Annotated in this window: 9 protein-coding genes and 1 pseudogene; 4 read left to right on the top strand and 6 right to left on the bottom strand. The window is 73.0% G+C overall.

Going from position 1 to position 13,099, the window contains the following annotated elements; all coding sequences use genetic code 11:
* Positions 1-25 precede the first annotated feature (25 nt).
* Positions 26-1,406, top strand: a pseudogene (locus tag ACFY3L_RS34570) (DEAD/DEAH box helicase); the annotation flags it as partial.
* A gap of 639 nt (positions 1,407-2,045) precedes the next feature.
* Here the strand turns inward: ACFY3L_RS34570 and ACFY3L_RS34575 are convergent.
* From ACFY3L_RS34575 to ACFY3L_RS34585, 3 genes are all read right to left on the bottom strand, one after another.
* Complete coding sequence (locus tag ACFY3L_RS34575; RefSeq protein ID WP_389333838.1) at positions 2,046-2,447, bottom strand: hypothetical protein; 402 nt, start codon at positions 2,445-2,447, stop codon at positions 2,046-2,048.
* 5 nt (positions 2,448-2,452) lie between these two features.
* Positions 2,453-2,869, bottom strand: coding sequence for a hypothetical protein (locus ACFY3L_RS34580; RefSeq protein ID WP_389333841.1), 417 nt, complete (start codon positions 2,867-2,869; stop codon positions 2,453-2,455).
* Positions 2,870-3,150: 281 nt separating this feature from the next.
* Positions 3,151-5,025: a lytic polysaccharide monooxygenase gene (locus tag ACFY3L_RS34585; protein ID WP_389333844.1), complete on the bottom strand. Its 1,875-nt coding sequence runs from the start codon at positions 5,023-5,025 to the stop codon at positions 3,151-3,153.
* A 190-nt stretch (positions 5,026-5,215) separates the two neighbouring features.
* Here ACFY3L_RS34585 and ACFY3L_RS34590 point away from each other — a divergent pair, with 190 nt between their 5' ends.
* Both ACFY3L_RS34590 and ACFY3L_RS34595 read left to right on the top strand, forming a co-directional pair.
* Complete coding sequence (locus ACFY3L_RS34590) at positions 5,216-8,023, top strand: hypothetical protein (RefSeq protein WP_389333847.1); 2,808 nt, start codon at positions 5,216-5,218, stop codon at positions 8,021-8,023.
* 57 nt (positions 8,024-8,080) lie between these two features.
* The gene (locus ACFY3L_RS34595; RefSeq protein WP_389333850.1) at positions 8,081-8,461 is read left to right on the top strand and encodes a hypothetical protein; all 381 of its coding nucleotides are present in this window, start codon (positions 8,081-8,083) and stop codon (positions 8,459-8,461) included.
* 179 nt (positions 8,462-8,640) lie between these two features.
* Here ACFY3L_RS34595 and ACFY3L_RS34600 read toward each other — a convergent pair whose 3' ends face one another.
* The gene (locus ACFY3L_RS34600) at positions 8,641-11,571 is read right to left on the bottom strand and encodes a glycosyl hydrolase (protein WP_389333853.1); all 2,931 of its coding nucleotides are present in this window, start codon (positions 11,569-11,571) and stop codon (positions 8,641-8,643) included.
* A 125-nt stretch (positions 11,572-11,696) separates the two neighbouring features.
* Positions 11,697-12,269 carry a TetR/AcrR family transcriptional regulator gene (locus tag ACFY3L_RS34605; protein WP_389333856.1) on the bottom strand — a complete coding sequence of 191 codons (573 nt, stop codon included), beginning with the start codon at positions 12,267-12,269 and terminating at the stop codon, positions 11,697-11,699.
* 55 nt (positions 12,270-12,324) lie between these two features.
* Here ACFY3L_RS34605 and ACFY3L_RS34610 point away from each other — a divergent pair, with 55 nt between their 5' ends.
* On the top strand, positions 12,325-12,816 hold the full coding sequence (locus tag ACFY3L_RS34610) for an FBP domain-containing protein (protein ID WP_389333859.1): 492 nt from the start codon (positions 12,325-12,327) through the stop codon (positions 12,814-12,816).
* A gap of 3 nt (positions 12,817-12,819) precedes the next feature.
* Here ACFY3L_RS34610 and ACFY3L_RS34615 read toward each other — a convergent pair whose 3' ends face one another.
* On the bottom strand, positions 12,820-13,032 hold the full coding sequence (locus ACFY3L_RS34615) for a hypothetical protein (RefSeq protein WP_389333862.1): 213 nt from the start codon (positions 13,030-13,032) through the stop codon (positions 12,820-12,822).
* Between the last annotated feature and the right edge of the window lie 67 nt (positions 13,033-13,099).

The raw sequence follows: 13,099 nt of genomic DNA on the forward strand, positions 1-13,099 counted from the left end.
CGGCCCCCGCGCCGCGACCACCACCATCAGCGCCGGGCAGGACGACCCCTCAGACGTTCGGAGACTTCATGGCGGTCCGCCGCCTCATCCATGCATCCTCGTCGGCGACCTTCGCCGATCTCGGCGTCCCCGCACCGCTCGTCGCCGCGCTCGCCGCCAGCGGCGTGACCGAGCCGTTCCCGATCCAGACGGCCACGCTGCCGGACGCGATCGCCGGCCGTGACGTGCTCGGGCGGGGTCGCACCGGCTCCGGGAAGACGTATGCGTTCGTGCTGCCGGTGCTGATCCGGCTCGCCGCGAGCCGGGCACAGCGGCGCCCCGGGCGCCCCCGGGCGCTGGTGCTCGTGCCGACGAGAGAGCTCGCGACGCAGGTCGAGGCCGCGATGGCCCCGCTCGCGCGGGCGCTGTCGCTGCGCACGCAGGTCGTGTTCGGCGGCGTGGGGGCCAATCCGCAGATCGCCGCGTTGCGCGCCGGGGTCGACGTGCTCGTCGCCTGCCCCGGGCGGCTCGACGACCACGTGCGGTCCGGTCACGCGCGCCTCGACGACATCGAGGTCACCGTCCTGGACGAGGCCGATCACATGGCCGACCTGGGCTTCCTGCCGGTGGTCCGCCGGCTGCTCGACGCGACGCCCGCCGGCACGCAGCGCCTGCTGTTCTCGGCGACGCTCGACGCCGGCGTCGACGTGCTCGTCCGCCGGTACCTGAACGACCCGGTGACGCACAGTGTCGACCCGGTGGCGGCGCCGCCGGTGGACATGACCCATCACGTGCTGCACCTGCGGGACGAGGACCGGTTCCCGGTGCTGGTCGAGCTGACCGCCGCGCCGGGGCGGACCGTGGTGTTCACGCGCACGAAGCGCGGCGCGAAGACCCTCGCGCGCAAGCTGGTCGCCGCGGGCGTGCCGGCCGTGGAGCTGCACGGCAACCTGGCGCAGAACGCCCGCGACCGGAACCTGACCGCGTTCTCCGACGGCAGCGCCCGCACGCTGGTCGCGACCGACATCGCCGCGCGTGGCATCCACGTCGACGACGTCGCGCTGGTCATCCACGCCGACCCGCCGGCGGAGCACAAGGCCTACCTGCACCGGTCGGGCCGCACGGCCCGGGCGGGCGCCAGCGGCACCGTGGTCACGCTGATGACCGACAAGCAGACCGGTGATGTGCGGCAGCTGGCCCGCGAGGCCGGGATCAAGCCGACGATCACCAGGCTGCGCCCCGGCGACTCGCTGCTGACCGAGCTGGCCCCGGGCGAGCGCACGTTCCAGGAGCCGCCCGCCGAGCCGGTCACCGTCCCCCGGCAGCAGGGCCGCGCCCGGGCCGAGGACGGCACCGACACCCCGCGCACCGCCGGTCGCGGCCGCCCGGGACGCCGCCGTGGAGCAGGCGCCGGCGCAGCACAAGCCACAAGCTCAAGCGTCGCCGGCACGACCACCCGCCGCGGCGCCGCACCGGCGGACACGGCGGAGACCGGGGAGCACGCCGGCCGGCGGGCGCGGTCCGGCCGGCGCACCACCGAACAGACGACCACGGCAGGCCGGACCGGAGAACCCACGGCCCGCCCGGGCAGCGACACCGGCACGCGCCGGTCGGGAGAAGCCGCAGGACGCCGGTCGGGAGAAGCCGCAGCACGCCGGACCGGGGAGGACAGCGGCGAGGCCGGCAGCGGCCGCCGTCGTGGTCGCCGGCCGGCAAACCAGCGGGAAGGTCAGCGCCAGCCGTCCACGGCGGCCGGCGCCGGGGCCACCAGCGGGAGCGCGGCGAAGACCGGCGGCGCAGCCGCCGCCGGTCGCCCGACCGGTGGCACGGCCACGGCGGGCCGCCCGGCCGGCGCCGCCGCGTTCTCCGCACAGACCAGGGTCGGCCGCAGAGGCGGCCGCTGAGCAGCTCCCAGACGCTGACCAGCCCCGGCCGCTGAGCAGCAGCCGTCGAAACGCTGAGCAGCCCAGACGCTGAACAGCCCCAGACGCTGAACAGCCCCCGGCGAGTGTGCCGGGGGCGCAGCGGTACATCAGCGAAACAGCGAGATCATTGAACCAGCGAGATCAGACGGGCAGGCCCCAGCGGACCAGCACCCGCTCCGCGCGCGACGGGTCGACCTTCACGGACACCCGCTGTCCGATCCCTGCCTGCGCCGACGCGTGCAGGGGCAGCATCGTCTCGACGGTCACCGGGTAGGGCGGTCTGCCGCCGTGCTCGACCAGCAGGTTCAGGCGCACCAGCGGCACCATGTTGATCCGTGTGCCGGTGTCGACCAGCCCGAGGATCGTCGCCGCGCCGGGTGTACCGGTCCGCTCCAGCTCCAGGTTCGCGGTCTGCGCCTGCATGCTGAGCTGGGCCTGCTGCATCTGCGCCATGCCGGCGCGCATCTGGGCGGCCGGGTCGTGGGTCGCGCCGATCGCCCGTGCCTGCTGGTTCAGCCGGCGGAGGTCACCGAAGAGGCCCACGGGTGTCAGACCTGACCGAACAGGTTGCCGTAGTGCACGGCGAGCTGGGTGTCGCCACGCATGCGGGCCGGCCAGCCGGTGGCGGCCTCGTTCCACGCCTCGGCGGGCACGCCGAAGGACTGCGCCTTCAGCAGCAGGCCGTCGACGTTGAGGCCCTCCTGCGAGGCGGCCTTCGAGATGCGGGCGTACATCACCAGGTCGACGCCGGCGATCGGCGCGAGCCGCGGGTCGTCGGCGGCGATACCGGTCGCGACCGGGGCACCGTAGGCATTGGCGGCGCTGTAGCCCTGCATGCCGTAGGCAGCCTGCTGCTGGGCCGCGTAGGCCTGCGCGGCGGCGCTGGTCTGCTGGGCCTGGGCGACCATGCCCGGGGCGGCGGCGGCAACGTTGCGCATGTCCTTGAACTGCTTGAAAAGTCCCATGATTCCCTCTTCCGCGTCGGTGTCCCGCATGACGGTAGGGATCCGGTTCGATGTCCGGCGTCAGGAAAGCGATCGACGTACTGTCACCAAACCGCGCCGTGCCCTGCACCACAGATCGAAGCGTGACGTGCGGCGCCACGGTCGTCGCCGAGGGGTGGAGACCGAGGCCGACGCGCTCGCGCTCGCCGGCCTCGGTGTGCATCACGGTCAGGCTGGTTCTACGGCCGCCCGGATGCTCCGTCGGCGCTGCGTCCCGTGTACGTCATGGCCGCGTCACGCACTCAGCAACCGATCCTCGACGCACCGAGGGCCACGTCGTCGAACCACAGGGTGTCGTCGCCGACGCCGTAGCTCTCCCAGCCCAGCCGCAGGTCGCTGACCCGCGGCGCCCACGCCTTCGACAGCCACTGCTGGTCGATGTCGGCGGTCGGCACCCCGTCGACCTGCAGACCCGGCACGGCGGTGCCGTTGAGCCACGTCGTGAGCAGCCCGCGACCGTCCACCATGAACTCCACGCAGTTCCACTGCCCGGTCGGCAGCGGGCGGCTCTGCGCGACGCCCGACGGGCTCTGCGCCGGCAGGGTCGCGTCGTCGGACTCACGGTTCCACTGCAGGGCGCTGTTCTGCCCACCGAGGCGCAGGTCCTTGCCCCCGTCGGCGTTGTCCTTCAGCGCGGCGAACGCCACGTGCGCGGCCGGCAGCGCCGTCGTGTGACGCACGTACAGCCGCCCGTACCAGACCGAACCCAGCCCGCTGAGATCCTGGGTGGGCCGCACGTAGACGTGGTTGCAGTAGCCCGCCTTCCCGTCGATCCGGACCGACTTGCCGCCGCTGCGCGCGACGGTGGTGTCGACGGTGGCGGTGCCGGTACCGGAGCAGTTGGCGTTGGAGACGCTCCAGGCGCCCGACACCGCGCCGCCGGTCTGGCTCTCGAAGCCGTCGCAGAAGGCGGCGCCGGTGCAGCCGGCGGGCGGCGGACCCGACGACGTGGACGCCGACGGCGAGACCGACGCCGAGGCGGACGGTGACGTGGGCGGCGGCGGGTTCTGCCCGTTGGCGCTGCAGGTGAGCTGCGGCGCGCTGCCCGCGGCGCCGTTCACCAGCATGCCGAAGCTGGTGCTGCCGCCGGCCGGGACGGTGCCGTTCCAGCTCACGTTGGTCGCTGTGACGGCGGTGCCCGACTGGGTCACCGTCGCGTTCCAGCCCTGGCTCACCTGCTGCCCGCCGGTCCAGCTCCACCCGACGCGCCAGCCGTTGACCGGTGCGGTGCCGGTGTTGGCCACCTTGACGTCGGCCTGGAAGCCGCCCTGCCAGCTGTTGGTCAGCGTGTACGTGGCGGTGCACCCGGCGTTGCCCGCGGGCGACGACCCGCCGGACGAGGGCGACGCGGACGCCGACCGGGTGGCCGACGGGGACACCGACGCCGAGGTCGACGGGCCGGGGTCGGTGGTGCCGACGCCGGTCACCTCGCCGTGGCCGCCGTCGAACATGACGTCGGAGCAGCCGTAGAACGTCTCGGTGCTGTCCGAGCGGGACCACACCGAGTAGATGATGTGCCGCCCCGACTTGTTGGACGGCAGGCGGCCCGTCCAGTAGTAGTGCCCGTCGTTGGTGCCGGGCGAGCCGACCTGCGGCGGGTTGGTCGCCTGCAGGAACGGCGTGGACTCCAGGTCGGACCAGTTGAACTGCCGCGTCGGGTCGAAGCCGTCCTTGGTGACGTACAACGAGAACGTGCCCGGGTGCGCAGCCCAGTTACTGTAGTCGAACTCGATTGTGGAGCCTGACGTGAGGTGGGTCAGCGGCCAGTCGGACCGGTTCAGGTCGAAGCCGGAGAAGTCGTAGACGGTCGCGGCACCGCTGCAGAGCTTCCCGTCGGGGATGAACCCGCTCGTGCGTCCGGCGCCGTCGGAGCGCAGCATCGCGAACCAGTTGTAGAGCGAGTTCGGCCCGCTCTGCGCGACCGCGGCCGCACACGCCGGGTTCTTCGGCTGGATCGCGCCGGTGGCGTTCAGGCCGTCCTTCCAGCACAGATAGGTCCGGCTGCCGGGCACCATCATCGCGCCGTGCGCGGCCGCCGGGTCCGCCGCGATGACCACCGTGCCCGTTCCGGCGACCGCCGCGGCGAGCCAGAGCGCCAGTCTTCGTCGTCGATTCATGGAACCTCTCTCCAGAAGGCATTCACTGCTCTGGATTGCACGGTGTGTGAGCGGCACCTGGCAACGAACCGGCGACCGGAGGACGCATCGACGCTGGAAGGCCGTGAAACATTCACCGGATGGTCGGATATTTCGATACTTCAGGTGAACCGCTTTCGTTCAACACGTGCGACCCTCGATGCTTACCGCCATGTCGAGCAATGGACCGGCAGCGGTCCTCGAAGCGGCGGAGCTCTGCTCTGCCGCCGGCGATCACGCCGATGCCGCCCACCTGCTGGCGGAGGCCCTGATCACGGGCCCCTCAGACCCCGATCTGCTGCGCGCGCTCGCCGGGGCGCAGTTCGCGATCGGCTGGGACGGCTGCGCGCTCGCCCTGCTCGCCGAGGCCCACCGCGTCGCCCCCGACGACGAGGCCGTGATCACCGACCGCAACATCGCCCTGCGCGACCATGGACGGTTCGTCGAGGCCCTCGCCGTGCTCGGCGCCAGCCCGCAGCGCACCCTGCGCGCCGGGACCTACGACGACATGGGCCTGCCGGTGCTGGCGGTGGAGGCCGAGGCGACCGGCCGGCGCGGGCTGTGGTGGCGCACCGGCGGCCCGCTGCCGTTCCTGCGCGCGCGGCGACGGCGCGTCGAGGAGCGGATCCTCGCCGACCTCGTCGAAGCGGCCGGACCGCCTTCGCCGGCACCGGTCGACCTGGCGGCGCTGCTCACCCGGATCGTCAACGGCACCGCCCAGGACCGCGCCGCGCTCGCCGCCAGCCGCGCGGCCACGCGGCTGGCCGCCGGCGGCAATCTGGCGGACGGCGCGGCGGTCCTCGCCGGTGCGCTGCGCCGCGACACCACGCATCCCCTGCTGCTGCGGCTCGCGGCGCAGATCGCCGACTCGCTCGACCGGCACGGGGCCGCGCTCGCGCTGTACCGCCGACTCGCGGTCGACCCGAGCCCGATCGGGATCCTCGCGCAGCAGGGGCACCTGCTGACCCGGATGCAGCGACCGGCGGAAGCGATGCGCTTCGTCGCGGGTCTCCCGGCCGGGACGGCCCGTGCCGGCGAGCTGCGCCGGGTGGTGGCCACCGCGTGCGCCGACGCGGGGCTCGCCGCGTCGGCCGTGGATGCCCACGACCGGCCCGGGATCGTGGCGGACTGGCACCGGCCGCTGTGGTGGCGCACCGGTGGCCCGCTGCCGGCCTTGCGCTGGCGGTCGCGCCTCCGCGACAACGAGGCGATGCGGGGGTGGACGCCGCTGCCGGTCGGGGAGCTGATCGGACCGCTGGCCACGGTCGACGCCGCCGACCTCATGGACGCGGCCGCCCGTGCCGCCGCGGTCCTGGCACAGGCCCGGCAGGCCGAGGAGCGGGGCGGCACGGCGGCCGCCATCGACATCCTCGCCACCGCCGCGGTCGCCACCCCGGACCCCCAGATCATCAAGGAGCTCGCCGGCAAGCTGTCGGCCGACGACCGCGACGAAGAGGCACTTGGCTGGCTCGACCGGGCCGTGGCGGCCGACCCTGCCGACGTGGAACTGGTCGCCGCCCGGTTGACGACACTGACCTGGTTGGACCGGACCAGGGAGGCGCGCGACCTCGTCGACGCGCTGCCCGCCGCCACCCGGGCCACGGAGCTCGTCCGCGAGCGGGAGTCCTGGCTGAACGAACGCCAACGGCTGTGGACGCCGGCGCTCGACGCGCTCGGTCCGGCCGCCACGGTCCCGTCGTGGCTTCGCGGGAGACACCGGAGGCTGTGGTGGCGCACCGGAGGTCCACTGTGGGTGCTCAGACGGCGGACCCGCAGCGCCGACCTGGGTGCGCTGGAGTCCTGGCGGTCGGGGACGCTGCCGCTGCTGTCCACACTCGACGGCGTGGTCGCGGCGGCCACCCCGGCGATGCGGGCCGTCGTCGACGGCAACCGGCTCGACCACGAGGTCCTCACGATGCTGTGGGAGCGCGCGAACGTCGTGGCCCGCCTCACGGCCGGCTACCTGGCGACCGCCGCCGCGGCCGTCGTCCTCGCCCGCATCGCCGCGACGGCCACCGGCCTGCCGGCCGGGTGGGCGCTGTTCGCCGGTGCCACCGCCGCCGGCCTCGACTACCTGGCCCTGCGACGGTGGCTGTTCCGCTACACCCGCGCCGACTCCGGCCGGCTCGCCGTCACCAGGGCGGCGCCGCTGATCGTCGCGCTCGCCGTCGCGGGCGCCGCGCTCTACCGGCTCGGCGGCTGGACGGCCCTGGCCGGCGGCACGCTCGCCGCGCTCGCCGGGACGGCGACGGCCCGGCTCGCCGCCGCGGCCGTGTGCCGGATCCCCGCCGCCCGGGCGATGCGCCGGCACCTGCGCAGCGAACCTCGCGCCGCGGCGCTCAGCGAGACCCTCGCGATGCTCGGCGAGCTGCGGCAGCACGGGCGGCGCAACGACCTGTTCTGGCGCCAGTTCTGGCTGTGGCGGCTGGAGCGGATCGCGCAGGCGCTGGAGCGCGACCTCCCCGTGTCGTTCGGGCTCGTCGACCCCGACACGCACCGGCAGCTCACCGACGGCGGCCGTGCTGCCGCCCGGGCGGTGCGGCAGCTGAAGTTCCTGGTCGCCGCGCCGGCGTCGGCCGACTCGTGGCGGCGGGTGGAGGACGCGCTGCGGCACAACGCCGGCGCGCTCGCCACCGGCGAACTGGGGCGGCTGCGGCGCGTCGCGGCGGTCGCGGCGCCGGCGCCGGTGCGGCGCGGCCGGCGTGCGGTCGCGGCCGAGATCGCGCGCACGGCCGTGTTCGCCGGGCTGCCGCTCGCGGCGGTGTACCTGGCCCAGCCGTGGCTCGACTTCTCCGAGACGTTCCACGACTGGGCGAAGGTCGTCGGTCTCGGCTGGGCGCTGCTGTACGTGCTGCTGACCCTCGATCCCACGCTGCACGCGAAGCTGAGCACGGCCCTGTCGATGGTCACCCTCGGGCAGACCGGTGACCCGGCGGCAGTGGCACGTTCCCGGGATTCGGCGAGGTCAGCGGCTCCGTAATGTTTGGTGCATCGCAAGGAACACACCGCGAACCACCGACATACAAAGGGACATGACATGAGCGAGTACGGCGAGATCGAGACCGGCGAGCAGCACGAGTCGCTGGACCAGCTGCACCAGGTCGACGCGAGCGAGCAGAACTACGACGCGCAGTTCGGCGTGTACGAGCAGGACCACGCGGCCGCCGAGTCGACCTCCTTCGACCAGGGCCACCAGGTGTCGTACACCGACCCGAGCGGCGCGAAGTACGAGGAGTCGGACTTCACCTCCTACGACCACTCCTCCGCCGAGACGGACCACGTGTTCGCCGCCGAGGGCTCCGAGTCGTTCAGCTCCAGCGAGTTCCACCAGCTCGACGCCCTGCGCGCCCAGCTCGACTCCGCGTTCGCCCAGGCGACCGTGGTCCAGGACGGCCCGGCCGAGCTCGCCGCCTCCTGAACCGACGCCAACCACGCCAACGACAACGGCAACGGCAGCAACGGCAGCAAGGACGACACGACAGCGACGACGACAGATGCGCGAAACCCAGCAGCGGTGCCGGTCAGCCTGAAACATGGCGGGCCGGCACTGACTCGTTGCCGGCCCGCCATGCAGGACGAACTCACCTCAGGACGGACTCACACGGTGTACGGGATCCGCAGCGTCGACTGGTTGCCGTTGGCGGCGGACGCGTCGATCCGGACCGTGGTCGCGGCGTTGCCGATCGCGTTCCAGACCTCCAGGCGGACACAGCCGTTGCTCATCGCACCGAGGCTGCCGGAGGAGGACGCCAGGCCCACCGCCTGCGTGTACGTCTCCGTCCCCGGCACCGGGTCGGTGGCGAAGTACCGGTACGTCTCCACCCGCTCGTAGCTGCCGTTGTTGGTGAGGTCGTACGACACCCGGACCTGGATGCCCTGCCCGACGGTGTTCGCGGCGTCGACGTACAGCGTGAACGCGGTCGCCGTGCCGTTCGTGCTGCCGGTGATGCCGCACTTGGTGTAGATGACGGGGTTGTGCGGCGTGCCGTCGTAGTTGCCGTTGGCGGCGCTGACCGTCTGCGTGCCCGCCGCGGTGCCGGCCGTCGTGTTCAGCGCCGGCCCGCTGCGCAGGTAGAACAGGTTCGACCCGACCGGCGGCTGCGACGTCGGCGGCTGGGACGACGGGGGCTGCGACGTGGGCGGCTGCGACGTCGGTGGCTGCGACGTGGGCGGGTTGCTGATCCCGCCGCCGCCGACCCACGTGTAGGCGCCGGTCGTGGCGGTCCTGCCGGCGGGCACGGTCAGCGTCCGGCCGTCGGAGAACGTCACGGTGAGCGGCGAGCCGGTCAGGTTCGACGCCACGTAGGTCTTCGCGCCGTTCTTGGTGAACACCGCGTACAGGGGCGTGTTGGCGGTGACGGACGTGTCGACCTGGCCGAGCGCGGCGAGGTTGCGCAGCCAGTGGAACGTGTGCGCCTTGCTCTCGCCCTCCTCCGGCGTGTAGCCGGTGTTGGCCCGGAAGTTCGCCAGGGCGGTGTCGCCGTTGCCGAGCGCCTGGAAGGACCACAGCACGTCCTGCCAGACGGTCGGCGGGCCGCCGTTGTTGGTGACCATCTCGTTCCAGTTGACCGAGTTGTAGGCCGGCTTGTAGCCCATGTACAGCGAGCCGCCGGTGATGGGCAGCATGTTGATGCCCTGGATCATCTCCGGCTCGGCGGAGAACCAGGTGGCGTACGCGCCGCCGTCGCCCCAGACCATGCCGACGGTGTTGTGCGCGAACGTCGACGGGAAGTTCTGGTTGGACGAGTCGAACCAGTACTCCTGGATCGCCTGCGCCTGGGTGGTGTAGATGAACAGGCCGGCGTCGCGGACGGCGGTGTTGCCGGTCGCCTGGCCCCACTGGATGAGGGCGTTGGCGAAGTTCATGCCCTCCGAGGACGACTCCTGGTTGTTGCCGGCGCCGAACGCACCGTGCCCGGAGGCCCAGTCGTGGCCCGCGTAGATGTCGAAGTCCCGCAGGAACGGGAACATCGTGTCGTTGCGGTCGGGGTTGTTGGCGTCCCGGATGAGGAGGTTCACCATGCTGCCGTAGGCGCTGCTCGCCGCCCACGCCGGGTCGAACTTCGCCAGGGTCGCGGCGGCGGCGATGTAGTAGCCGTAGTGGAAGTGGTGGTCGTTGAGCTCGCTGTCGGAGCCGTACGAGGCGGGGTAGCCGATCAGCGTGCCCCAGTTGGCGTCGTAGACGAACAGCCGGGTCGTCTCGCCGGGGCTGGCGGTGAACCAGTTGGTGAGCCGGGTGCGGATCGCGGCCAGCAGCGCGTCGCGCTGGGCGGTGCGGCCGAGCTGGTCGGCGATCTCGGCGAGGCGCGCGGCCCGGCCGACGCCCTTGCCGGTCCAGTAGGTGTCGTCGCCGAAGCCCGCGAGGGGGTCGCCGGTCGCGGCCTGGTCGAGGTAGGTGCCGAGGGTGGTGAGGTCCGCGCCGCTGCTGTCGGCGACGGCGGGGATCTCCGGCAGGACACCCTGGTACCTCGTGCCGGTGGTGAACGACGAGACGCCCGTGAGCGTCTTCATCGGGCCACGCGCCGACACGTACGTCTGCGCGATCGGGGTGGCGCCGGTGAGGTTCTTCCACTGGTGCGGGTAGAGCGACACGACGGTGCCGCTGCCGCTGCCCTCACGGGCGGTGGTGGTGAACGCGTAGGTCGCGTTGACCGTGCTCGCGCCGGCGTTGTACGCCCAGCTGACCTTCGTGCCGGTCACGTGGTTGTGCGCGTACGTGCCGTAGGTGTTGGCCAGGGCGGTCCGGTCGGCCGCCGGGGTGGACGTGGTCGTCGGCAGCAGCGCCACCGAGTAGTAGTCCTTGCCGGCGAGCGTCGAGGTGATGGTGCTGCCGCTGACGGTCCAGGTGGCCCCGGTGGGCGCGTAGGCGACGAAGTCGTGGCCGCGCACGGTGAAGCCGATCCGGGCGCCGCTGTTGCTCCACACGGCGGGCGGGCCGCCGAAGGTCAGCTGGGCGCTGCCGCCGCTGGTGCGGGCGTAGACGAACGGCAGGCCGTGGCCGATCGTGGCGCGCAGCGTGCGGGCGCCGTCGGACCAGTAGGGCGTCACCGTCCAGTCGGTCCAGCCGTCGACCTTGGTGTCCGGGGAGTTGAGGCCGGCCACGCCGAGGGTGAAGTCGGTCGTGTACGGGTAGTGGTACTCCCCCACGCCGGTGGCGGTGCCGGAGATCGCGGCGTCGGTGGTGTAGCTGACGCCGAGCCCGTTGTTGGCGGGCTTGAACGCCATCGGGTGCGCGTTGAGCGGCTCGGAGTAGCTGCAGTTGAACTTCTTGAACAGCAGCGACGACCACCAGTCGTTGGTGGGGACGGCGCCGGCTGGGGCGTTGGCGGTGACCCACTGGCGCGGGTTGGTGCCGATCGATCCGCAGCCGGCGGGCGGGGCCTGACCGGCGGGGCGGGTGGTGGCGTAGCTGCCGGAGCCGAGCGTGTCGGCCGCGGCGCTCTGCAGGGCGACGAAGGTGACGGCGGAGGCGACGAGCGCGAGTGCGGCGGCGCCGGTGAACAAGGGTCGGCCTCGGGTAAGGCGCATCGGGTGGGACTCCGATCAGAAGTGGGCGGCTTCCTGGGGTCCCTGGTGATTTTGGGCAATCGATCTGACCAATGTCAATGGTCAACTTCTGAGAGCGCTCTCAAACAGCGCTCTGAGCTGCAAATTCATTCTGAGAGCGCTTCCCGCCAGTGGGTCAGCAGGACGTGCAGGGCGGCGATGGTGCGGCGCCAGGAGGCGTCGACGTCGCGCGGGTCGTTGAAGCCGCCGCGCGCCTCCAGGTCGACGAAGCCGTGCAGGGTGCTGCGCAGCAGGCGCACCGCGTCGGTGGCGTCGGGCTCCTCCAGGCCGTAGCCGCGCAGCATCCCGTAGGTCAGCTCGATCCCCCTTCGCGCGGCCGAGACGTCCGCCGCCGGGTCGACCGGATCCTGCATCGCCGCGTAGCGGCCCGGGTGGGCGCGGGCGTAGCCGCGGTAGGCGTCGGCGAACGCGACCAGCGCGTCCTCGCCGGACCTGCCGGCGACCGCCGGGGCGAGCAGGTCGGCGAACTCCGCCGCGGCGAGGAGCGCCACCCGCGAGCGCAGGTCCCGCAGCCCCCGCACGTGCGAGTAGAGGCTGGCGTCCTTGACCCCGAAGTGCCGGGCGACCGCCGACACGGTCACGCCGTCGAGCCCGGCCTCGTCGGCGAGGTCCGCGGCGGCCCGGGTCACGAGGTCGGCGGTCAGCCCTGCGCGTCTCATCCTAGCCACAATAGTCAGTTGCCTAGGGTCATTAGGCGTCGGTACCGTCGGCTGCGTGAGACCACTGACCGAGACCGACATCCGCGCGTCGTTCGTCAACTGCTCCAAGGGCGAGGCGAAACGCATCGCGCTCCCCCGCGACCTGGCCGACCGGCCCTGGCCCGACCTCGACTTCCTCGGCTGGCGCGACCCCGGCGCGCTGGACCGCGCCTACCTGGTCGCGCCGGGCGACGGCGACGCCCTCGTCGGCGTCACGCTGCGGATCGCGGCGCAGCAGCGCGGCTTCCTGCACCGCAACATGTGCTCGCTGTGCCTGACCACCCACCCGGGCAACGGGGTGTCGCTGATGACCGGCCGCCGCGCCGGCGAGGCGGGCCGCAAGGGCGACTCGGTCGGCTCGTACATCTGCAGCGACCTGGCCTGCTCGCTCTACGTGCGCGGGCTGCGCACCCCCGACGCCGGCGGGCCGAGGGAGACCCTGTCGGTGGACGAGAAGGTCGAGCGGACCCGCGGCAAGCTGGACGCCTTCCTGGCCCGCATCCTGTAGGCGTCACCGGCCGTCGTGAGTGGCGACGACCGTGCCCCGCGCGTCGGCGGCGGTGCCGGTGACCTTCCAGCCGTCGCCCGCGGGGACGCCCCGGATCCAGGCGATGCGCAGCTGCGGGTGGGCGCTCCAGCGGGCGGACCCCGTGGCCCTCGGTACGGGCGCGGTGAGGGCCACCTCAGCGGCCGGGCCCACGTCGTCGTTCTCGGGCCGCTGCATGCACTCCGTACTCGGCAGCGGGCCGAAGGGTTCCGCGCCCGCGTTCAGGCCCGCGTTCAGGCCCGCA

This window comes from Dactylosporangium sp. NPDC000521 (assembly GCF_042898305.1).
GTDB lineage: Bacteria > Actinomycetota > Actinomycetes > Mycobacteriales > Micromonosporaceae > Dactylosporangium.